Genomic DNA, 22,998 nt, shown 5'->3' on the forward strand with positions numbered 1-22,998 from the left:
CATGCGCGTCCGCCGCCTCCCCCTGATCCGCGCCGCCCTGCGCCCGGCCCTGGCGCGCAGCGCCGCCACCGCGCTGGGGCTGGCCGCGCTGGGCGTGGCCGGCTTCGCGCCGCTGGCGGTCCCCGGTTCCGCCGCCGCCGGCCCCAGGGGCGGGCAGGTGCAGGGCGGCGAGGCGCGGATCGTCACCCGCGGCAACGTCACCACCATCCGCCAGGGCAGCCAGCGGGTGGTGATCGACTGGGCCAGTTTCGACATCGATCCCAACGACGTGGTGCGTTTCCTTCAACCGGGCGGGGACGCGGTCGCGCTCAACCGCATCCTGTCGGGCATGCCCACGCATATCCGCGGCAAGCTGACCGCCAACGGCAATGTGTGGCTGGTGAACCCGTCGGGCGTGATGTTCCACGCAGGCTCGGTCATCGACGTGGGCGGGCTGGTCGCGACCAGCGCTGGCATCGATACGGACGCCTTCATGGCGGGCTCGGGCCGGTTCGACCAGCCGGGCGAGCCGGGCGCGAAGGTTATCAACGAGGGCGAGATCACCTTCGCCGAGGCCGGGCTCGTCGGCCTCGTCGCCCCCCATGCCGAGAACCGCGGGACCATCCGCGGCAAGCTCGGCCGCATCGTCATCGCGGGGCAGGAGAGCCTGTCCGTCGATGTCTCCGGCGAAGGCTTGTTCGAGATCGACCTTCGCGACGCCGCGAAGATCGAGGGCGCGCAGGCCGGCAATTCCGGCGTGATCCTGGCCGAGGGCGGCACGGTCATCATTTCCGCCTCCGCCGCCCGCAACGCGGTGGAATCCGCGGTTTCGGTCTCCGGCGTCGTCGTCGCGTCCTCGGCGCGGGTCGAGGGCGGGGCCATCGTGCTCGACGGCGGCGCCGGGGGGGTGGAGGTCTCGGGCCGGCTGGAGGCGGCGTCCGCCACCGCCGGCGGCGGCTCGGTCGACATTTCCGGCGGGCGCGTGACGCTGACGGACGCCGCGCGCATCGACGTCTCCGGCGCGACCGGCGGCGGGCGGGTCCGGATGGGCGGCGACATCGCGGCGATCAAGGCCGGGACCGCGCCCGACATGGAAGAGGCGACGCGGACCGAGATCGCCGCCGGCGCCCGGATCAAGGCCGACGCGACCGAGGCCGGGCAGGGCGGCGAGGTCACCGCCTGGTCCAGCGAGGCGACGGCGGTCAGCGGCGCGATCAGCGCGCGCGGCGGCCCGCAGGGCGGCGATGGCGGCTTCGTGGAACTGTCGTCGCGCCTCGGGCTCGGTTTCGCGGGGACGGTGGATCTCGGAGCCGCGGACGGGCGGCGCGGGCTGCTGCTGCTCGACCCGCAGGACGTGTTCATCCGCAACGGCGGCGACCCGATCCTGGGCGATATCGACGGCGACGCCGCGCCGCTCACCCTGACGCTCGACCCGGGTTCGCTGGAATTCTCCAGCGCCGATATCCGGATCGAGGCGACGCGGGACATCCATGTCGAGGACGCCGTGGTCATGCGCGACCCGAGCGCCTCGCTGACCCTGGCCGCGGGCCGCGACCTGTTCCTCCTCGCCAGTTTCGACATCGCGGGCGATCTCTCCCTGATCGCCGACGCGACGGTGTTCGGGGCCGGCGGGCTGCTCCAGCTTCCCGATGGCGAGGGGCTGATCGACGTCGCGACCGGCGTGCAGCTGTTCGTCCCCGACGGCCGGCTGGAGCTGAGCGCGCCCGAGGGCATCGTCGGCGCCGGCATGACCTCGGCCGGGGCGCTGCGGCTCCATGCGGGAGAGGATCTCACGATCCCCGAGACCACGTTCGCCGGGACGCTGTTCGTGCGCGCCGACGGCGCGGTCGAGCTGGGCGGAGGATCCGTCGGCGCGCTCGACGTCTCGGCCTTCGGGGTCGCGGGCGGGATCACCCAGGCCGGCGCGCTCACGGTCGCCGGGACCAGCCTGCTCTCCGCCACGAGGGACGTGACCCTGGCGCTGGCCAATGATTTCGGCGGGGCGGTTACGGTCACCGCCGACAACGTCTCGCTGCGCGACGTGAACTTCCTGGAGATCACCGATTCCGAAGTCTTCGGAGACCTGACCGCCGCCGCCGGAACCGCCGCGGAGACGGTGCAGGTCACGCGCGACCCCTACCAGGCGGCGCTGCATCTGGATGGGGTCGATGTGGGCTCGGGCGCCGGGTCGCTGGTCGCCACCACCGTTTCGGGCGGCGTGGCGCTGGTCAATATCCGGGCGGGCGACATCTCGGTCGCCGGCGCCTCGGGCGGAGCGGTCGCGGGCGACATGCGGGGCCACGCGATCCTGACCGACGGGCTGAGCATCGCCGCCGCGGGCCTCGCCTCGGGCGTGAACGGCATCATGCTCTCCAACCTGCGCGCGGACGGAGCGGTGAGCCTCGCGGGCGCCCCCAACCTGACCCTGCTGGGCGCGAGCTTCGCCCCCGACTTCGGCGTGGACCTCGGCGACGTGCCGGGCCTGCTGACGCTGGAGCGCACGGTCTTCGCCGGCGACATGTCGATCGCGGTGGACGGGGACGTGGACCTCGCCCTTGTGCGGAGCCCGCCGGGCGGGTCGACCGACGGCGATCTGACCATCGCGGCCGGCGGCGACATCCACAAGCGCACCAGCAACGACATCGACCTGATCGCGGCGGGCTTCGGCGTCGGCGCCTATTTCATCACCCTGTCCCCGACCGAGCGGCTGACGGTCGCCGCGCCCCATGCCGGGACCTATGACCGGCTGCTGCGGGTCGCCGGGGACCTCGACCTCGCCGCCGGGGGCGCCATCCTGGTTCCGGGGATCGAGTTCCAGGCCGACAAGCGCACCACCGTCGGGGGCGAGACCCGCCTGGCGGCGCAGGGCGACGTGGTCGTGGACTTCCTCGGCGACGTGACCCTCGCCGGCCTGTCTTCGGAGCGCGACGCGACCCTGCGGGTCGAAGGCGCGCTGGACCAGACCGGGGCCGTCTACGTCGCCGACCGCCTGGACCTGCTGGTAACGGGCGACGTGTCGCTTGGGCTTTCGGGTAACGATTTCAATACGCTGGGCGGGGAAGTCGGCGGGTCGACCCTGCTCGGGGATGCCGACGGCTTGGTGGTCGAGGATTTCCGGGGCGGGGCGTTGTCGGCGTCGACGGTGTCCGGCGACGTGACCCTGCGCGATCTGGTCGTGGCCGGCGACCTCGCGGCGCAGGGCGACCGCCTGACGCTGTCGCGCGGGCGTGTCGACGGCGCCGCCGACCTCGTGTCGCGCGCCGGCGGGCTGACGGTCACCGACCTCGCGGCGGGCGGGGCGCTGGTCGCGAATTCCGCCGGGACCGCCGACTTCTCCCGGGTGTCGCTGGTCGGTCTGCAGGTGGAGGCGACCGACGACATCGTGGTGATCGACGCCGCGGCGGGCGCGACGGCGCTGGCCTCCTCCGCCGGTTCGGTGTCGGTGGAGAACCTGCGCGCGGGGAGCCTTCTGGCCCTGGCCCATACCGGCTTTTCGGCGCATGGCCTGGTCGCCGACAGCCTCGCCGCGGATGCCGGCGGCGGGGTCGTCCTGGGCGGCGTCGCCACGACGGGGACGCTGGACGTCAGCGCCGGCGGCGACATCCTGAGCCTCGCCGACGGGCCGGACAGGCTCGCGGCCTTCGAAGTGGCCGGCCCTCGCGCGGCCCGGATCGGACTGGAGGTCGACGCGATCCTCGGCGATCCGATCCGGGATCAGGTCACCGCGGAGCTCGCCGCCGTCCCGCCGGTTTCGGTGGGGGCGGAGACGCTGAGCGCCCTGATCCACGCCGGAGGGGACGCGCGTTTCGCCGCTTCCAACGACATCTCCATCCTCTCCGAGGCTCCGGCGGAGGGCGGCCTGTTCAACCGTTTCGCCGGTCTGCTGACGCTTCAGGCGGGCGGGGCCGCGACCATCGAGGCCGCCGGCGCCGTCGATGTCGCGGGCGCGGTCGCCGGCGACCTTTCCCTGCGCGCCAACGCGGACGGAGCGGTCGTGGCGGGCGGCGCGCCGGGCATCGCCCAGCATGACGCGCTGTCGGTGGGCGGACATGCGGATTTCATCCTCGGCGCCGGCGCGGACCCCGTGGCGGCGCAGCGGGGCGACGTGTCTCTGGATCGCGCCGGCAACGCTTTCGGCACGGTCAGCGTGATCGCGGGATCGGCCGCCCTTCGCGACGCCGACGGCTTCGCGCTGACCGCGTCGGATCTGTCCGGCCGCCTGACCCTGGGCGGCGGCGGCGTGGCGCAGGCCGGGGATATGAGCCTGTCGACGACCGAGGCCGCGGGCGGCGCCGAGATCCTGGCCGCGGGCGCCCTGAGCCTTTCCGACCTGACGCTCGGCGCGGCCTCGACGCTGGAGGCGGGCGGCGCCCTGAGCGCCTCGGACCTGGATCTGGGCGCCGGGGCGCTGACCCTGATCGCCGGCGCCGGGCTTTCGGCCGATCATGTGACCGCCGGGGCCACGCGGGCGACCGGCGGAACCGGGCTCTCCCTCGCCGCCTCCGCACTGGGCGACGCCACGCTGACCGCGACCACCGGCGCGGCGCGGCTCGACGGCCTGACCGCCGGGGCGCTCAGCGCGACCTCGGGCGACGCGATGACCGTGACCGCGCTCGATGTCGGCGCCGCGGCGCTGACCGCGGGGGCCGGACTGGACGTCTCCGCCCTGACCGCGGACGCCCTGTCGGCGACGGCGGGGGGCGCGTTGAGCGTCTCCACCGCTCAGGTCGCGGGCGATGCGACGTTGCAGGCCGACAAGGCGGTGTCGCTGGCCGATTCCGCTTACGCGGGGGCGCTGGTCGCGGCATCGGGCGCCGGTTTCGGGATGGATGTCGCGGCGCTGTCGGCCGGCGCCGCGGATCTCGCGTCCGGGGACGCGCTGGGCGTGGACGGCGTGGACATCGCGGGCGGGCTCTCCGCCCGTTCCGTCGGCGCGATGACCCTGAGCGCCGTCGCCTCGGGCGCCGCGACGCTCGTCTCGGGCGCGGGGCTTTCCGCAACGGGCCTGGATGTCGGCGCGCTGATCGCGACGGCGGCCGGGGGGCTCTCCCTCGGGACCGCGTCGATCGACGGCGCCGCGGCGCTGTCGGCGGGAGGCGACGCGGCGCTGGCCGATGTCTCGACGACCGACGGGCTGACCGCCGAGGCCGGCGGCGCGCTGACGGCGACGCGGATCACCTCCGGGACCACCCGCCTGGTCGCGGGCGCGGGTCTGGTCGGGTCCGACCTCGACACCGGCCCCCTGACCGCGACGGCATCGGGCGACCTCGCCATCGACCGCGCGGCCGTGGCGGGCGACGCTGCGCTTTCCGGAGCGGCGGTTTCGCTGGCCAACGTCGCGGCGACCGGCGGGCTCTCCGCCACGTCGGTCGACGCGCTTTTCGCCACCTCGATCAACGCGGGCGCCACCTCGCTCTCGGCCGGCGGAGGGCTGACGGCCGCCGGTCTCGACACGGGCCCCCTGACCGCGACGGGATCGGGCGACCTCACCGTCGACGGCGCGGCGGTGGCGGGCGACGCGAGCTTGACGGCAGGGGGCGACGTCACCTCCTCGCGGATGGCGGTCGCGGGCCGCCTCGCGGCCGACTCCGGCGGCGCGTTGGCGGGCGACGACCTGACCTTCGCCGCCTTCGACGGGCGCGCCGGCGGCGCGGCAACGCTCTCCAACCTCGCCGGCGGCGCGCTGGGGCTGGAGGCGGGCTCCGCCGTGCTCTCGGCCTCGGACCTCGGCGATGCGACGATCGTCTCACGGGCCGGCGTCGCCGCCGACGGCGTGACCGTGAGCGCCCTGACCGCCGGCGCGGAGGATGACATCCGCCTGAGCGACGTCATGGCCGCGGGCGACGTCGCGCTCGACGCGGGCGGCGGGCTGGACGTCGCCGACACGTCCTTCGCGTCACTGACCGGCGCCGCGGCCGGCGCCGCCGGGCTGGCCCGCCTGACCGGCGGTGACCTCGACGTCACCGCGCAGAGCGTCTCCCTGGCCGACTCCGCCCTGGACGCCGTCGCGCTCGTCTCACGCGCCGGCGTGATCGCGCAGACGCTCGACCTCGCCGCGCTGGATGCGACCGCGTCGGGCGCCGTCGACCTCGGGTCCGTCGCCGCTTCGGGCGCCATCGCGGTGGAGACCGGCGGCGCGCTGTCGGCGGATGGGGTGAGCTTCGCCTCGCTGTCCGGCGCGGCGGGCGGACAGGCGGTTCTCTCGGCGCTGTCGGGCGGCGATCTGGAGATCGAGGCGCGGTCGATCTCCCTGGCCGATTCCACATTCGAGGCCGGCATGCTCACGGCGCGCGAGAGGATCGCGGTCGCACGCGTCGGCATGACCTCCCTGTCGGCGGATGCGGGCGGGGCGGCTTCCCTGGCCGATGCGACGGCTTCCGGAGCCGTGGAGGCGCAGGCCGGCGGCGATCTGGACGCCGCGCGCGTCGCGTTCGCGAAGTTCAGCGGAACGGCGGCCGGAGACGCGCGTCTCACCGCGCTGACCGGCGGCGATCTGGCGGTGACGGCGCGCGGCGTCTCGCTGTCGGACGCATCGCTGGGCGCCGCGACCGTCGCCGCTTCCGAAGCGGTCGTCGCCAGCGGGTTGACCCTCGACTCGCTCGCCGCGACCGCAGGCGCCGCTGCCGACCTGGAAACCATCGCCGCCACCGGCGCAATCGACGTGACCGCGGGCGGAGACCTGGATGCGCGCGCCCTGTCCTTCGCGGGGCTGACCGCGACGGCGGCGGGCGACGCCGTGCTGAACGGGCTGGCGGGCGGAGACCTCGACCTCTCCGCGCGGAACGCGACGCTCACCAGCTCGACGCTTGGGGCGGCCACGCTCGCCGCGTCCGAAACCGTCGTCGCCGGCGGATTGACGCTCGCATCCCTCGCGGCGACCGCAGGCGGGGGGGCCGATCTCGACGACATCGCCGCCACCGGCGCCATCGACGTGACCGCGGGCGGAGCCGTGGACGCGCGCGCCCTGTCCTTCGCCGGGCTGACCGCCGCCGCCGGCGGCGCGGCCACGCTCACCTTGCTGACCGGCGGAGATCTCGACGTCGCGGCGCAGAGCGTGGACCTGACCGCCTCCACCCTCGGCGCGGTTTCGCTTTTCGCCCGCGACGGGATCGAGGCCGAGGGGCTGGAGCTGGCCTCCCTGTCCCTTGTCGCGATCGGCGCCGCGCGGCTTGCGAACATCGACAGCCCCGGCGCCCTGCATGTCGAGACCGGAGGGGCCTTCGACGCAGGGACCCTCGCCTTCGCCAGCCTCGTGGCGCAGGCCGGCGGCGCGGCGACCATGACCGCCCTGAGCGGCGGCACGCTCGACGTGACGGCCGAGCGGATCGCGCTCCGGGCCTCCCTGCTGGATGACGCGCGGCTCGTCACCGCCCCCGTCGATCCCGAGACCCCGGCCTTCGCGGCGCTGGTCGTCGCGCCGGGCGCGGGCGACGTGACCCTCGAGGCGGTCGACGCGGCCGGCGACATCGCGGTCGCGGCCGAGGGCGATGTCCACGCCGACACCGTCGGTTTCGCCTCGTTCACCGCCACCGCCGGAGGCGACGCCGCGATGACCGCGCTGAGCGGGGGCGACCTGGACGTGACGGCCGGCGAGGTGTCGCTGAGCGCCTCGACGCTCGGCGCGGTCGCGGCCACGGCCCGCGGCGGCTTCTCGGGCGACGGCCTGCAGGTCGCGCGTCTGAGGGCGGCTGCGGGCGGGGACATCGACCTCGCCGACACCGCCGCCGCCGCCGCCATCGGGCTCGACGCCGGCGGCGCGCTGGACGGCGCGGCGCTGAGCTTCGCCAGCCTCGATGCGGCGGCTTCCGGGGACGCGACGCTGACCGGCCTGTCCGGGGGCGACCTCGAGGCGACGGGCCGCAACCTCTCGCTGACCGCAAGCGGTTTCGGCGCGGGCGTGATCGGCGCGGCCGATTCCGTGGTCGCGGAGGACCTGACCTTCGCCTCCCTCGACATCGCGGCAGGGGGCGACGCGGCGCTGGCGCGGCTGGCGGGCGGCGCGCTGGATGCGGCGGCGGGCGGGGACCTCACGGCCGGGGCCTCCGGCTTCGACGGCGCGGCCTTCGCGGCCGGCGGCGCCATGGGGCTGAGCGGCATCGCCGTCGCGGATGACCTCTCCGCCTCCGCCGGCGGGGCCCTGACCGGCGCCGATATCGATGCGGGCGGCGACGCCGCCTTCGCCGCCGGGGGGGCGCTGAATGCGGCGCGCCTGACCGTCGCGGGCGCGCTCACGACCGATGCGGGAGGCGACCTCGATCTCTCCGACAGCGGCTTCGGCACGGCCTCCGGCGCCGTCGGCGGGGACATGCGCCTGGCGCGGCTGAGCGGCGGCGCGGTCGATCTCGACGGCGCCGGCGACCTGGACGGGGCCGAACTGACCCTCGCCGGCGGGGGGCAGAGCGCCGCCGGCGCGATCACCCTCGCCTCCAGCGCGCTGGGCGACATCGCGTTGGAGGCCGGCGGCGCGCTCGACCTCTCGATGCTGGAGATCGGCGAGGGCACGGCCTCCGTCGGCGGCGCGGCGCGGCTCTCGGGGGTCGCGGTGGGCGATTTCGCCCTGGTCGCGGCGGGCGACGTGACGGCCGAGGATCTGTCCGGCGGCGACCTCGCCCTGACCTCCGCGTCGGGCGCGGTCCGCGCGACCCGCGCCGCGCTGCCAGAGGGCCGGCTGGCGCTGACCGCCGCGCTGGGCGTGGATCTCGAAACCGCGCAGGTCGGGGCGGCGGATGTGTCGGCGGGCGGCGGCGCGCGGATCGTCGACGTCTCCGGCGGCGGGCTGACGGCGACGGCGGGCGGCGCGCTGACCGCCTCGGACCTGACATTCGACGCCGCCGGCCTGACCGCGGGCGAGGGCGCCACGCTGACCCGCGCCACGTTCCGGACGCTGTCCCTGGCCGCGGGCGGGGACACCGCGGCGACGGATATCCGCTTCGACAGCGCCACGCTCGACGCCGGCGGACGCCTGACGCTGGACCAGCTCACCGGCGGCGCTCTGACCGCGACCTCCGACGGGGCGCTGGCCGCCGCCGGTCTCGCCCTTTCCTCCGCCCGCCTCGCCGCGGGAACCGACGCCATGCTGAACGCGAGTGGGATCGGCGCGCTGACGCTCACCGCCGGCGCCTCCGCTTCGGTGACGCGGACCGGGTTCGACAGCGCCTCGCTCGTGTCGGGCGCCGGCATGACGCTGGCCGATCTCGAAGGCGACGCGCTGGCCGCGTCAGCGGGTGGGACGCTCTCCGCCGCCGATATCGCGACGCCGGAGGCCCGCTTCGCCGCCGGCGACGACGCGACCCTGACCGGGATCGCCGCCGGGGCGCTGGCGCTCGACGCCGGGGGCGACGCCGCGGTCTCCGAGGTGAGTTTCGAGACCGCCGCGCTGGTCGCCGGCGGCGCGCTGGCGATGACCGGGCTGGAGGGGACAGGCCTCGACGCCGCCGCCGGCCAGGCGTTGAGCGGCGCGGACATCACCGCCGCGCGGGCCGGTTTCGTGGCCGGAACCACCGCCGACCTCACGCGGATCGCCGCCGCGGACCTGACGCTGAGCGCGGGCGGCGCGGGCTCGCTGCGCGACAGCCGCTTCGACGACGCCGCGCTGACGGCCGGGGCCGGTCTGACCCTGGCCGGCCTTGCCGGCGACGCCCTGTCCGCGCAGGCCGGCGGCGCGCTGTCGCTGAGCGACGCCGCGATCGGCCGGGTCGACGCCCGTTCGGTCGGCCCGGCGAGCCTCGCCCGGGTGACGGCGCAGGACCTCGACCTCGCCGCCGAGGGCGATGCGGCCCTGTCGAACGCGCAGTTCGGCACGGCCCGGGTCGCCGCCGGAGGCGGGCTGGCGATGGATGCCGTGTCGGCGGATCTGCTGGTCGCCTCCGCGGGGCGCGACGCCGCCCTCGCCGGGGTCGATGCCGCGACGGCCGAGCTGACCGCCGGGCGGGACGTGACGCTAAGGCAGGGGGACTACGGGCGCCTGTCGCTGAACGCGGGCCGCAACGCCGCCGCGACGGGCGCGCGCATCGACCGGGCGGACATGCGGGCCGGAGGGGGGCTCGCGCTGACCGGGGTCGTGGCGGGAACCCTGCGGGCCGAGGCCGGGACCGCCGCGCTGCGCGATGTCGTGATCGCCGACGCCGACCTGCTCGCCCGCGGCGATGCGCAGGTATCGAGGTCCCGTTTCGACACCCTGACCGCGGAGGCCGAAAGCGGCGACGCGGCGATCGAGACCACGACCTTCTCGACCGCGACGCTCACGGCGGGCGGCGCCATGAGCCTCGCGGGGCTGGAGGGCGGCGTCCTCTCCGCCGGGTCGGGCGGCGGCCTGGACGGGACGGAGATCGTGGTGGGCGAAGCCGCGGTGACGGCGGGCGCCGACGCGGCCCTGACCCGGATCATGGCCGACAGTCTGGCCGCCGAGGCGGGCGGGGATCTGGCCGTCGCGGACCTGGACGCCGTGACCGCCGGGCTGACCTCCGGCGGGACGGCGAGGCTCGACCGGGTGCAGGCCGACACGCTGAGCCTGACGGCCGGGCAGGGCGCGAGCGGCGCGGACCTCACCGTCGCGCGCGCGACGGTGGTCGCCGGCGCCGGCCTGAGCCTGGCCAACGCGACGCTGGACGAGGCGGAGCTTCAGGCGGGCGAGGGGCTGTCGGTCAACGCCGCGTCCGGCCGGGACTGGACGCTCGCCTCGGGCGGGAACATGGCGATGACGGCTCTGACCGTTGGCCTGCTGGCCGCCGAGGCGGGCGGGGATCTGGCCGTCGCGGACCTGGACGCCGGGACCGCCGGGCTGACCTCCGGCGGGACGGCGAGGCTCGACCGGGTGCAGGCCGACACGCTGAGCCTGACGGCCGGGCAGGGCGCGAGCGGCGCGGACCTGACCGTCGCGCGCGCCACGATGGTCGCCGGCGCCGGCCTGAGCCTGGCCAACGCGACGCTGGACGAGGCGGAGCTTCAGGCGGGCGAGGGGCTGTCGGTCAACGCCGTGTCCGGCCGGGACTGGACGCTCGCTTCGGGCGGGAACATGGCGATGACGGCTCTGACCGTTGACCTGCTGGCCGCCGAGGCGGGCGGGGATCTGGCGGTCGCGGACCTGGACGCCGGAACCGCCGGGCTGACCTCCGGCGGGACGGCGAGGCTCGACCGGGTGCAGGCCGACACGCTGAGCCTGACGGCCGGGCAGGGCGCGAGCGGCGCGGACCTGACCGTCGCGCGCGCCACGATGGTCGCCGGCGCCGGCCTCGCGATCGAGCGCGCGGCGCTGGAGACAGCCGGCCTTCAGGCCGGCGGCGAAATCGACATCCGCGACGGCGCCGGCGCAGCCTGGACCGTCGATGCCGGCGGCCGCGCCCTCATCGCCGGGCTCGCGCTGGACACGCTGACGGCGGAGAGCGGCGACGCCCTGTCCCTTGCGGACGCCCGGATCGGGAGCGCGACCCTGACGAGCGCCGGTGACGCGCGCCTCGACCGGGTGGAGACCGGGCGGCTCGACCTCGCCGCCGCCGGCGCCATCGCGGGCGCGGATATCGGGCTCGGCTCGGGCGCGCTGGCCGCCGGCGCGGGCATCGACCTCGGCCGCATCGCCGCCGAGGGGGCGCTGAGCCTCGACGGTCAACGCGTGACACTCACGGACCTTGCGGCCGGCAGGCTCGACGTGTCGGCCGCCGGCGCGCTGAGCCTCGACCGGGCGGCGGTGGCCGGGGACGCCGCGTTCGCCTCCGGCGCCGCCGCGACGCTGGCCCGCGCCCGCATCGGCGGCGCGCTCGACCTAGCCGCCACCGGGGACGCGACGCTCTCGGACGTCGCCGCCGCGACCGCCTCCCTCGACACGCTGGCCGCGCTGACCCTCGGCCAGGTGAGCGTGACCGGCGACCTCACCGCCCGCGCGCGCGGCGGGGACATGGCGCTTGGCCCGCTCGCGGTGGGGGGCGACCTGCGCGCCCGCGCCGGGGCCGGGGACATCCTCTCCCGCGATGGCGCAGCCGCCACCGAGGCCTTTGCGGTCGCCGCGCCGACCCCGGCGACGCTGCCGGGCGACCCGGCGCCGGGCTTCGTCGACCAGACCCAGCCCCCGCAGGTCTTCGCCGAGCTGATCCGGGTGGACGGCGCGGCCTGGTTCGACGCTTCGGGCGCGGTCCTGCTGCCGGGCGGCGCGCGCCTGGGCAATGATTTCCTCAGCGGCGTCAGCATCTTCGCGGGCGACGTCGCGGCGATCTCCGACATCAACGACCTCATCATCGGGGCCGGCGCCGCCACGCTGCCGGGCCGGGGCGAGGTCACGCGCAGCGGCATCCTCGGCTTCGACAAGACGGCCCCCGGCTCGGTCCGCATCGACGCCGGCGGCGCGGTGGTCGAGGCCGCGGGCGCCCGCATCGTCTCCACCGGCGACCTGCTGGTCACCGCCGGCGGCGACATCGACCTGGGCCGGAGCGGCAACCGCATCGACGGCGCCGCGGGGCTCTTCGGCGCGAACGTCACCCTGGCCGAGACCGGGAACATCCTTCTGGGGCCGGTCTCGGCCTCCGGCGACCTCACCGTGCTGGCGGGGGCCGAGGGCGCGCCGGCCTCCGTCACCCAGACCCGCGGGGTGGAGACCGTCGCCCTGCGGATGCAGGACGGGCGCGCCGCGCGGGGGACCGCGAGCCGCTCCGGCGTGCTCGACATCCGCGGCGACGCGGCCTTCGCCACCGGCGCTCCGACCCGACGCACGGTCGAGGATCTGGGGCTCGGGCTGGACCTGGGCCGCCCCGACAACGTCTTCGGCGGCGCGGTCTCGGCGCAGCGCTTCTTCGGCGACGTCCTGATCGCGGAGGAGGCCACCCGCGCCACGCTCGGCCGCGACGCCGACGATGACGGCGTGCTGACGATCCGCGGGCTGGAGGCGGCGGGCGACATCACCATCCGCACCTCCGACGACCTGGTGCTGGCCGGCCGCATGACCGCGTTGACCGACGACATGGACGGCGAACGCGTCGCCGCGCCCGGCGCCGCCACCGATGCGGACTGGCGCGCGCAGGGCGCGCTCGACATCGCCGACGACGACCTGCGCCTGTTCATCGCCGACGGCAAGCTGCTGACCCTCGACACCACCGCGGGGGGCGTCGACGCCGCCGGCGGCATGATCCGCGTCGACCGCGCGGTGGACGGGGCCAACACGCTCTCCACCGCGCGCGAGGCCGAAGCCGTCGCGGCCCGCGGGGGCGCGGGCGCGATCCTTCTCGACGCCGGCGCCAGGGGCGACATACGGGTGCGCGACTGGCTGGGCGCCGGCGGCCCGCTGGGTGAGATCCGGGTGGCCGAGGCGATGGATGTCAGCTTCGGCCAGACTTTCGCCGGCTTCGACGCCGATCCGGGCGACGACCGCAACCGCTTCCTGATGGGCGGGCCGGGCGAAGAACGCGACGTGATCACCGCCTCGGGCCTGGTCATCGACGCCCATGGCGAGGTCACCGTCCACGCCCCCGCCGGCATCATCGCGGTGTGGGAGGGCGACGACGACTATTACGGGGTCAACGCCGCCTACGTGACCTATGGCGAGACCATCGAGCCCGACAGCCTAGAGCTCTACGGCTATATCGGCGAAAGCGGGCAGAAGGCCGCCGGCCTGTTCCCGGTGGGCCCCGAGGGGTCGCAGTTCAAGACCAACGGCTGCGTGGTCGGCGACGTGCAGGATTGCACGGGCATCACGCCGCCGCGGGTGCTGACCCTGGTGCGCCTGCAACGCGCGCAGATCCTGAACGTGGAGGAGGACGACCTGCTGGAACTGTTCGTGTCCTATGGCAATGAGGAGCTGTGGGGCATTCCGCAGACCAACTTCTCCGATGTCGATCTCGAGCGCGCCCGCGAGGAGGCCAACCGCCAGGCCTCCGGCGACGCGGCTCCGGCCGTCCCCTCCTTCGTCAGCTCCGAGCCCGACCGATGATCGGCGCGCGCCTCCATCGTGTCGGGCGTATCGCGCGCGCCGGGCGCGCCGGCATCGCCGGGCTCGCGCTCATGGGTCTTGCGGGATGCGAGGGCGCGTTCCCCACCGACGACCGGGCCGAGGCCACGGGCGAGGCGGATGTCTGCCGCCAGGTCTCCAGCGCCCTGCTGCGCGGCCAGCGCAACAGCTTCGGCCTGAATTTCCGCGCCGCCGAGGACGCCTTCGCCGAGCTTCTGTCGCTCTATGCGCTCGAAGACGTGACCGGCCAGTGCCCCGAGGCGCCCTCCCAGGCCTTCGTGCTGATGAACCAGGCGCTGGCCCATTCCAGCCAGGAACGCTTCGTCACCGCCGACGGGCTGTTCGACCGGGCCGCCGAACTGTTGCAGGGCGAGGAAGCCGGGCGCGACGACTATGAGCGCGACGCGGCCCTGCTGATCGCCTATCGCGCGCAGGATCAGCTCAACCGGTCCGTGCTCGAAGGCGCGCGCGCCTTCGTGGAGCAGGCGGCGAGCGGGCTCGACGACGTGTCGGGCGGCGTGGCGCGTTTCTCCTTCGGCCCGGGCGCGAGCCGCGCGGGGCAGGGGATCGACCTCGCCGGCTCCGGGCTGATCCAGTCCTCCGGCGACGAGCAGTTGCAGGTGATCGAGGAAGCCTCGAACCAGCACACGCTCGCCCATGTGCGGCTGCTGGAGGGGGACGCCGCGGGGGCGGAGCAGGCGATCAACACCGCGCTCGACCTGATCGCGCTGGTGCCGCGGGCCGCCGCCGCCTACCGGCCGCGCTTCCTGTCCCAGCGGGCGCTGATCAAGCTGGAGCGGCAGGACTACGAGGCCGCGCGCCGCGACGCCGCCGAGGCCGCCGACGCCTTCGCCGCGCTGATGCCCGACACCCCGCTGGAGGCCCGCGCGCGGCTGCGCGAGGGGCGCGCGCTGGTGGCGCTCGGCCGGGCGGATGAGGCGCTTTCGACCTTCGAGCGCGGCTTCCTCGTCTACGAGGAGAACCCGGTGGTGGTGGAGTATGGCTCGCTCTGGCCGTTCTTCTCCCTCGCGCTCAACACCGTCGCGCAACAGCCTGCGCGGGAACGGGAAATGGGCGCGCGCATCTTCCGTGCGGCGCAGCTCGTGCGCCAGTCTATCACCGCGCAGACCGTTTCCGGCGCCGCCGCGCTGCTGGGCGAGGGCGACGGCGAGAAAGCCCGCGCCGTGCGCGCCTGGCGCGATGCGAACGAGCGCTACGCGACCCTCAAGGCGCTCCAGGTCCTGCAATTGCGCGACCCGCTCAGCCAGGCCGACCAGGCCCGTTCGCTCGCCGAGGGCGTCTCCCAGGCCCAGGAGGAGGTCGAGCGTCTGCGCGCCGCCCGCGACCGCATCGCCCCCGAATATCAGTCCGCCATCGCCAGCCCCGTGACCCTCGACGCGCTGCAATCGGTGCTGGGCGAGGGCGAGGCCATGGTCCAGGTGCTGATCGGCTGGCCGCGCAGCCTGATCCTGATCATCGACCGCGAGCAGATCACCTACAACGCCATCCCGGTGACCGACAGCCAGGTCAACGTGCTGATCGGTCTGCTGCGCCGAGGGATCGAGACCGACCGCGAGGGCAGGGTGCCCGACTACCGCGCCGACGTCGCCTTCCAGGTGTTCAACCTGCTGTTTTCCTCGCAGCGCGAACGGCTTATGAGCTTCGATCGACTTATTTTCTCAACCTCCGGCGCGCTGCAATCGCTGCCGCTGGAGCTGCTCGCCACCGCGCCGCCGGACAACGCCTGGCGCGCCGGCGACTATACCGGCGTGCCGTTCCTCGGCGCGCAGAAGGCGGTCAGCTACGTGCCGAGCCCGCGCAACCTGGTGGATATCCGCGCCCGCGCCGGGACCTCGGACGCCGCCGGCGCGGTCGCCTCCTTCGCCGATTTCCGCGCCGGGGTGGACCCGGACAAGGTGCTGCGCGTCTCGCGCCTGCCGCAGACCTGCCGGCGTCTGGCGGAGGCCGTGGACCGGGTCGGAGAGCTTCCGGGCACCGCCGCCGAGGGCCAGGTGATCGGCGACATCTTCGGCGCCGACGCGCGCCTCGCCACCGCCCAGGCCTTCAACGAGGACGCGGTGAAGGAGGAGGGCGCCGACGGCACGCTCGCCGACTACAAGGTCCTGCACTTCGCCACTCACGGCATCCTCTGGCCGACGCCGGACTGCTTCACCGATCCCGCGCTGACCGTGACCGCAACGGCGTCGGAGGACAGCGACGGGCTGCTGACGGCCTCCGAGATCCGTCTGATGACGCTGGACGCGCAGCTTGTGGTGCTCTCGGCCTGCAACACGGCGTCGGGCTACCTGACCAGCGCCTCGAACTCGATCAACGGCGCGCGGCAGGCGGCGGGGCTGTCGGGCGCGGGGGGCGAGAGCCTGTCGGGCCTTGCGCGCGCCTTCTTCGCCGCGGGGGCGCGCGCCGTGCTGGCGACGCACTGGCCGGTGGCGGACAAGGAGACGACGGCGCTGATGGGGCGGTTCTTCCGGCTGATCAAGGACGGCGACATGGATTTCGCCACCGCGCTGCGTCTCAGCCAGGCGGAGCTGCGCGAGCGGGTCTCGACCTCGCATCCGGTTTTCTGGGGGCCGTTCGTGCTGATCGGCGACGCGGCCCAGACGCTCTGAGCCGGAGCATGCGATTTCTGCGGAGCCCGTGGGCGGGGGCGAGCCTGCGGGGGGTGTCTCAAGCCTTCGTGTCGTGGGGATGCGTCATTCGTGTAATCAATATTATGTAAAATATTTAGATCGGGACAGATCGCAATCCGACCCAACTGGCCCCGGCAACCCGTTGATCCAAAGACGAATTCCCCCGCTGAGACGCGCTCGGCGCCTCAGAGTTCCGTCGCCGTCTCAGCGACGTCCGGAAACCGCTTGAAGAACTTCCCGAAATTCTCCGGATCGCCGCGGAGCGCGACGCGCATCCCGGCCTCCGTGCTCTCCTGCCGGTCGACGGTCATGTGGGCGTGCAGCCAGGCCAGCGCCGCGCCGTCCTCGGACGGCACCAGCAGCACGCGCGCCACTTCATGCGCCCCCAGCCGCGCGTCCACCGCGTCGAGCAGCGCCGGCACGCCCTCGCCGGTCAGCGCCGAGACGCCGACGGTCTGGGAACTGCGCCCGGTCTGGTTCAGCAAGGCCAGCCGCGCGTCGTCATGCAGAAGGTCCAGCTTGTTGCGGACCTCCAGCATCGCGCCGCGGCGTTCGTCGCCGACCCCCAGCGCCTCCAGCACATTGGCCACGTCGGCATCCTGCGCGTCCGCGTCGGGATGGGACATGTCGCGCACATGCAGGATCAGGTCGGCCTCCAGCACCTCCTCCAGCGTGGCGCGGAAGGCGGCGACCAGCTGCGTCGGCAGGTCCGAGATGAAGCCCACCGTGTCCGACAGGATCACCCGCCGCCCCGAAGGCAGCCGGACCTCGCGCATGGTGGGATCGAGCGTGGCGAAAAGCATGTCCTCCGCCATCACCTGCGCCTCGGTCAGCCGGTTGAACAGGGTCGACTTGCCGGCGTTGGTATAGCCGACCAGCGCCACGATCGGATACGGGATCTTGCGCCTTGCGCCGCGATGCAGCTCCCGCGTTTTCACAACGGTTTCAAGGCGTCGCTCGATCTTCTTGATGCGCTCGGACAGGGCCCGGCGGTCCGCCTCGATCTGCGTCTCGCCCGGCCCGCCGACGAAACCCAGGCCGCCGCGCTGCCGCTCCAGGTGGGTCCAGGAGCGCACCAGCCGGGTCTTGGCGTAATTCAGATGCGCCAGTTCGACCTGCAGCACGCCTTCGCGGGTCCGGGCCCGTTCCCCGAAGATCTCCAGGATCAGGCCGGTGCGGTCGAGGATCTTGACCTTCCAGGCCTTCTCCAGGTTGCGCTGCTGGACGGGCGTGACCGGGCCGTCGATGACGACCAGCTCGATCTCGCCCTCCTTGAAGCGCTCGCCCAGCTCCTCGACCTTGCCGGAGCCGAACAGATGCCCGGGATGCGCCTTGGGCAGCGGCACGACATCCGATCCCGCCACCTCCAGCTCGATGGCGGCCGCCAGCCCCACGGCCTCTTCCAGAGACCGTGCGGCGGGCCGCGCGTCGTCGCGGCGGGGAGACTTGATGTCGGGGTGCAGTACGTGGGTTCGGGTCATCCCCGATGCGTTACGCCTGCTCTTCGGGCTCGTAAAGGGAGATCGGCTGCGACGGCATCACGGTCGAGATGGCGTGCTTGTAGACCAGCTGGCTCTGACCATCCCGGCGCAGAAGCACGCAGAAATTGTCGAACCAGGTGATGACGCCCTGAAGCTTCACGCCGTTGACGAGGAAGATCGTCACCGGAACCTTGTTCTTGCGGATGTGATTCAGGAAGGCGTCCTGGAGGTTCTGCTTGTCGGCCGGCATTTTTTCGCTCCCTCTCTGGGGCTCAGTCTTATGGGGTCGGACGCCTGAGGCGCCTCTTGGGTCCGTCGCCCCCGAAAACACCGGAGACGGCGCAGAATGACCCCTTTATCGCGGATCAAGGGCTTTGCTGCAACTGCGAAATGAGCCCCGCCCCGCGACGGATCGGTTCACGAAACCGTCAGAACCCGCTGCGTCACCCCCGCGCGCCTAACGCCGCCAATAGGCCGGATTGCACAGCGCCACGGCGGCCAGCACCTCGATCCGGCCCAGCACCATGGCCACGATCATGATCGCGCGCGCGGTTTCCGAGGCGCCGGCATAGGTGAAGCCGGTGGCCAGCGGGAACAGCGGCCCGGTATTGGACAATGAAGCCACCGCCGCCGCCATCGCCGCGTCGAAGGTCATGCCCGACAGCGTCAGCGCCAGCAGCGCCAGCGCCAGCGCCACCATGTAGAGCATCACGTAGACCCAGGCGTTGACGATGGCGCGCCGCGACAGCCGCCCGCCCTGGGTGCGCGCCAGATCCATGCGCGAGGGATGCGGCAGGCGCACCAGCTCTCCGATCCCGTGGCGATAGAGCGCGTAGGCCCGGAACAGCTTCACGCCCCCCGCCGTCGTCGCCACGCCGCCGCCCAGCGTGGCCAGCCCCATCAGCATCATCGCCGGGGCCTCGACCTGGGTCCAGGACGCGGCCGCCGACCAGTCCGACGACAGGAAACCCGAGGTGGACAGCACGCCCACCGAGGTCACGAACCCGCCCCACAGCGCGCGCAGGGCGAAGACCGGCTCGCGGGTCGCGGCGCCGAACCCGCCTTCGACCCAGATGCCGTGCAGGAACAGCCACAGCGTCGACAGCCCGACGGCGATGGCCATCAGCTGGATCTCCGGGTCATGCCGCGCGCCCTTCCAGTCCCGCGCCGCCTCCGGTCCCGCCGAAGGTCCGCGCCGGCCATAGGTCAGACGCGAGGCGGCGAGCACCAGCACCACCACCGCCACCGCCTCCGCCGCGCGGTTGCCCTGCCCCGCCAGCCCCCCGGTCAGCGGCGAAATGCCGGAGGTCGAGACCAGGCTCATCGCATGGCACAGGGCCGCGAAGCTCGGCGTGCCGGCGGCGGCCAGCGCGGCGGCGGCCGCCGCGGTCAGCCCGCCATAGACCGGGAAAAGCTGGCGCGCCGCGCGCAGGGTGCGCCGACCGCCCTGCCCCAGCGCCAGAATTCGCCCCGACGCCCCGACCGTCGCGCCCCCCGGCAGGTCCAGCAGCTCTCGCGGGGCCAGGATCGCCACCGCCGCCACCAGCGTCGCGAAGCCGCCGAACCAGCCCAGCATCGCCCGCCACAGATGCAGCGAGGGCGGCGTCCACTCGGCCGAGATCAGCACGCTGGCCCCGGTGGTGGTCATGCAGGACACCGCCTCGAAATAGGCGCCGAACCAGCCGATCTCCGGAACCACCAGGTAGATCGGCGCGGCCGCGAAGGCGGGGGCCGCCGCGAAGACCCCCAGCAGGGTCAGCAGCTCGGCCCGCGCATGGACCCCGATCTGGCCCTTGCGCGCCGCCATCCCCAGCGCCGCGCCGCTGAGCATCACGAACAGCCCGGCGTAGATGAACAGGCGCGACGCCCGCCAGTCCCGCGTCAGCGCCGCCTCCAGCGCCGGCACGAACATCGCCGCGCCCAGCCCGAAGATCACGATGAGGAATATGGGGAACCCGCCCAGCCGCATCGGCCCGGCCCGCGCTCAGAAGAAGTCGACCGAGACGCGGAAGAGCTGCTCCACCTCCCGAACCACGTCTCGCCGCGCGAAGACCACCACCCGGTCGCCCTCCCGGATCACCAGGTCGCCATGGGGCATCTTCAGCCCCTCGCGGCCCAGAACGGCTCCGGCGATGGCGCCTTCCGGAAAGGCCGCGTCGCGCAGCGCCTTCCCGGCGATGGGAGAGGTCGCGAGCACCTGCGCCTCGATCACCTCGCCCTCGGCGTCGCCGACCGCATGCACCGCCCGCACCCGGCCCCGGCGCACATGGCGCAGGATCGAGGACACGGTCGTGGCTCGCGGCACCAGCAGCGCGTCGATCCCGAGGCTCTCCGAAAGCTCGGTCCAGGTCGGGTCGTTGGCCAGCGCGATCGCCACCCGGCAGCCGGCGCGCTTGCCCCGCGCCGCGGCCAGAAGGTTGGTCTTGTCGTCGTCGGTCAGGCTGAGGATGGCGTCGGCGTCGCGCACATTCGCCTCCTCCAGCAGCACCGGATCGAGCCCGTCGCCCAGCAGCACGATGGTCCGTTCCAGCGCCTCCGCCGCGGCCTCCGCGCGCTCCCGGTTGCGGTCGATCAGCTTGACCCGCGGCCGGTCGGCCCGCGCCTCCAGCATCCGCGCCACCTGGCGGCCGACATTGCCGCCGCCCACGATCACCACGCGCCCGATCTTCCGGCCCTCGCGCCCGAACAGGCTGAGCGTGCGGGTCACGTCCTCGGCGGCGGCGATGAAATACACGTCGTCGCCCGGCAGAAGCTGATCCTGCGGCGAGGCCACATGCAGCGAGCCCCCCCGCCGATAGGCCACCACGATCGCCTTGAGGGTCGAGAACAGCTCCGACAACTGCCGCAGCGGCGTGTTGATCACCGGGCAGTCGTCCAGCAGCCGCGTGCCCACCAGCCGCGCCCGGTGGTCGAGAAAGTCCTCGATGTCGAAGGCCTCGGGGTTGGCCAGCCGGCGCATGGCGACGCGGGCGACCTCCAGCTCCGGGCTGATGATCACGTCGATCGGCATGTGATCGCGCCGGAACAGGTCCGCCCATTGCGGCGCGAGGTAGGATTGCGCGCGGATGCGGGCGATCTTCTGGGGCACGGCGAAGACCGAATGCGCCACCTGGCAGGCCACCATGTTGACCTCGTCGGCGAAGGTCGCCGCGATCAGCATGTCCGCGTCCTGCGCGCCCGCCCGCTCCAGCACGTCGGGATGCGAGGCGAAGCCGACCACGCCGTTGACGTCGAAGCTGTCGGTCACGCGCCGCACCAGGCCCGAGTCCTGGTCGATGATGGTCACGTCGTTCCGCTCGCGGCTCAGATGCCGGGCGATCTGGGAGCCGACCTGGCCCGCGCCGCAGATGATGATCTTCATGGGCCCTCGGGCGAGACGCCGCGCGCAAGGATCGCGCGGCCGTGGTCGGGCGGAGACTGCACCCGCCCGGCCTCCGCTGTCAAACCTCCGCGTGGTCGCTGATCGCCGCCTCGGGCCACAGGTCGGGATCCAGCGGGCGCAGCGGGATCAGCCGCGACTCCTCCAGCGCCGCCGTGCGATGGCCCAGCCCCGCGAGGCAGCCGGGATCCTCGGCCATCCGCATGAAGGCCCCGAGGCTCGACTGGCGCACGACCATCACCAGGTCCCAGCGTTCGGTTCCGGGCCCGATCAGCGGCGCGCCGCCCTCGCCCAGCAGGCTGATCGCGCCGCCCGTCGCCTCCAGGAAAGGTCTTGCATGGGCCATGTAGCGCGCATAGGCCGCGCGGCCCGACACCGGATGACCGGGGTCGAGGTCCGGGGCGGCGGAGTAATCCGCGACGTCGCGCAGGCGCAGCAGGTTGAGCATGTCCACCGGACCGTCGAGCCCGCGGCGCATCAGGGCGGCGCCGGCCTCCTCCGTGGGGGCGATATGGCGGCCCGGCGCCGCCGGAAAACCGAGCCGCATCGCGTAGGCGCGGATGTCGGCGGGCCAGGGCGCGGCATGCTCGGCCAGGGCCGCGCGGTCGCCTGCGAACAGCGCGCGCGACGCTTCCTCGAACCCCGGCAGGTCGCCCGCCAGCGCCGCCATGGCGCTGTAGGCGGCGGCCTGCGCGGCGCGCGGGTCGGGCGCGCCCCCGGTCTCGCGCCGGGCCGCGTCCACCAGCCCGCGCAGCTCCGCCGAGGCCCCGCGGCCCCGGCTCGCCAGCCAGTCCCATTGCGTCGGGGTCAGCGTGATCTCGCGCGCCGTCACGCCCAGCCGGGGCCGCCCCCTGCCCCGTTTCGCGGGTTCCGGCGGCTGACCGGGCGCAAGACGCGCGAGCACGTCCTCCGGCCCGCCCCGCAGGTCGAGGTCGATGACCGCGCCGCTCGCGTCCGCGAAGACCAGCGCCGGGGTCTCCGGGTCCGCCTCCTGCGCCGCGCGCACCGCCAGCGCCACCTGGCCCAGCGGCCCCGCCGCGATCCTGCGCCCCGCCGCGAAGGCGGTGGCCGGGGTGGTCGCGTCGGGGCGGGCGGGGGTCTGCGCGGTCATGGCGATGGCTCCGGTGCGGCGGTGCGGTCGAAAGGGGATTGACCATGGCCCACGCACCCTGTCAATAACACCCGGATAAAATAAGGAGCCCTCCGATGACCGCCCCCTGCCCGCCCTCCGCCGAAGCCCGTCGCGCCGCCGTCGCGGCGTGGAAGGAGCGCAAGCCCCTCGCCGGGGTCTACGCCGTGCATTGCCGTCCGGAGGGCGCGGACCAGCCCTCCGCCTGGGTCGCGTCCTCCCCCGACCTGCCGGCGCTGGAGAACCGTTTCGCCTTCACGCTTCGCATGAACAACGCGCCGCATCCCTCTATGAATGCGGCGTTTCGGGCTCATGGCGCCGATGCGTTTTCGATGGAGATTCTCGAAACCCTGCCCGCGGATGCGGAGGACATCGCCCGTCCGCGCCTGCTCAAGGACATGCGCGACGCCTGGGCCGAAAAGCTGGGCGCCAAGCGGATCTGAAGCGCGCCC

General features: G+C 74.1%; 8 protein-coding genes. 3 read left to right on the forward strand and 5 right to left on the reverse strand.

Features of this window, described 5'->3' with window-relative positions; genetic code table 11:
* Position 1: 1 nt before the first annotated feature.
* Positions 2–13,891, forward strand: a complete 13,890-nt coding sequence (locus BLV24_RS21880; RefSeq protein WP_092679829.1) for a two-partner secretion domain-containing protein — start codon at positions 2–4, stop codon at positions 13,889–13,891.
* Positions 13,892–13,962: 71 nt separating this feature from the next.
* The gene (locus tag BLV24_RS04090; RefSeq protein WP_143040206.1) at positions 13,963–16,536 is read left to right on the forward strand and encodes a CHAT domain-containing protein; all 2,574 of its coding nucleotides are present in this window, start codon (positions 13,963–13,965) and stop codon (positions 16,534–16,536) included.
* 206 nt (positions 16,537–16,742) lie between these two features.
* Here BLV24_RS04090 and hflX read toward each other — a convergent pair whose 3' ends face one another.
* The 5 genes from hflX to BLV24_RS04115 all read right to left on the reverse strand — a co-directional run bounded on the left by hflX (position 16,743) and on the right by BLV24_RS04115 (position 22,528).
* The gene (gene hflX / locus BLV24_RS04095; RefSeq protein ID WP_092679831.1) at positions 16,743–18,038 is read right to left on the reverse strand and encodes a GTPase HflX; all 1,296 of its coding nucleotides are present in this window, start codon (positions 18,036–18,038) and stop codon (positions 16,743–16,745) included.
* A 10-nt stretch (positions 18,039–18,048) separates the two neighbouring features.
* Positions 18,049–18,288 carry an RNA chaperone Hfq gene (gene hfq / locus BLV24_RS04100; protein ID WP_092679832.1) on the reverse strand — a complete coding sequence of 80 codons (240 nt, stop codon included), beginning with the start codon at positions 18,286–18,288 and terminating at the stop codon, positions 18,049–18,051.
* A 207-nt stretch (positions 18,289–18,495) separates the two neighbouring features.
* On the reverse strand, positions 18,496–20,007 hold the full coding sequence (locus tag BLV24_RS04105) for a potassium transporter TrkG (RefSeq protein WP_092679833.1): 1,512 nt from the start codon (positions 20,005–20,007) through the stop codon (positions 18,496–18,498).
* A 15-nt stretch (positions 20,008–20,022) separates the two neighbouring features.
* Positions 20,023–21,399 carry a Trk system potassium transporter TrkA gene (trkA, locus tag BLV24_RS04110; RefSeq protein ID WP_092679834.1) on the reverse strand — a complete coding sequence of 459 codons (1,377 nt, stop codon included), beginning with the start codon at positions 21,397–21,399 and terminating at the stop codon, positions 20,023–20,025.
* A gap of 79 nt (positions 21,400–21,478) precedes the next feature.
* Positions 21,479–22,528, reverse strand: coding sequence for a DUF2239 family protein (locus BLV24_RS04115; RefSeq protein WP_092679835.1), 1,050 nt, complete (start codon positions 22,526–22,528; stop codon positions 21,479–21,481).
* 95 nt (positions 22,529–22,623) lie between these two features.
* On the opposite strand from BLV24_RS04115, the gene BLV24_RS04120 reads away from it, so the two are divergent.
* On the forward strand, positions 22,624–22,989 hold the full coding sequence (locus tag BLV24_RS04120) for a GIY-YIG nuclease family protein (RefSeq protein WP_092679836.1): 366 nt from the start codon (positions 22,624–22,626) through the stop codon (positions 22,987–22,989).
* Positions 22,990–22,998 lie beyond the last annotated feature (9 nt).

The sequence above is a fragment of the Albimonas donghaensis genome, from assembly GCF_900106695.1.
Taxonomy (GTDB): Bacteria; Pseudomonadota; Alphaproteobacteria; order Rhodobacterales; family Rhodobacteraceae; genus Albimonas; species Albimonas donghaensis.

Coding starts and splice junctions, on each gene's coding strand:
- BLV24_RS21880 (WP_092679829.1), top strand. CDS start 2: ATGCGCGTCCGCCGCCTCCCCCTGATCCGCGCCGCCCTGCGCCCGGCC.
- BLV24_RS04105 (WP_092679833.1), bottom strand. CDS start 20,007: ATGCGGCTGGGCGGGTTCCCCATATTCCTCATCGTGATCTTCGGGCTG.
- BLV24_RS04120 (WP_092679836.1), top strand. CDS start 22,624: ATGACCGCCCCCTGCCCGCCCTCCGCCGAAGCCCGTCGCGCCGCCGTC.
- BLV24_RS04115 (WP_092679835.1), bottom strand. CDS start 22,528: ATGACCGCGCAGACCCCCGCCCGCCCCGACGCGACCACCCCGGCCACC.
- hfq (WP_092679832.1), bottom strand. CDS start 18,288: ATGCCGGCCGACAAGCAGAACCTCCAGGACGCCTTCCTGAATCACATC.
- hflX (WP_092679831.1), bottom strand. CDS start 18,038: ATGACCCGAACCCACGTACTGCACCCCGACATCAAGTCTCCCCGCCGC.
- BLV24_RS04090 (WP_143040206.1), top strand. CDS start 13,963: ATGGGTCTTGCGGGATGCGAGGGCGCGTTCCCCACCGACGACCGGGCC.
- trkA (WP_092679834.1), bottom strand. CDS start 21,399: ATGAAGATCATCATCTGCGGCGCGGGCCAGGTCGGCTCCCAGATCGCC.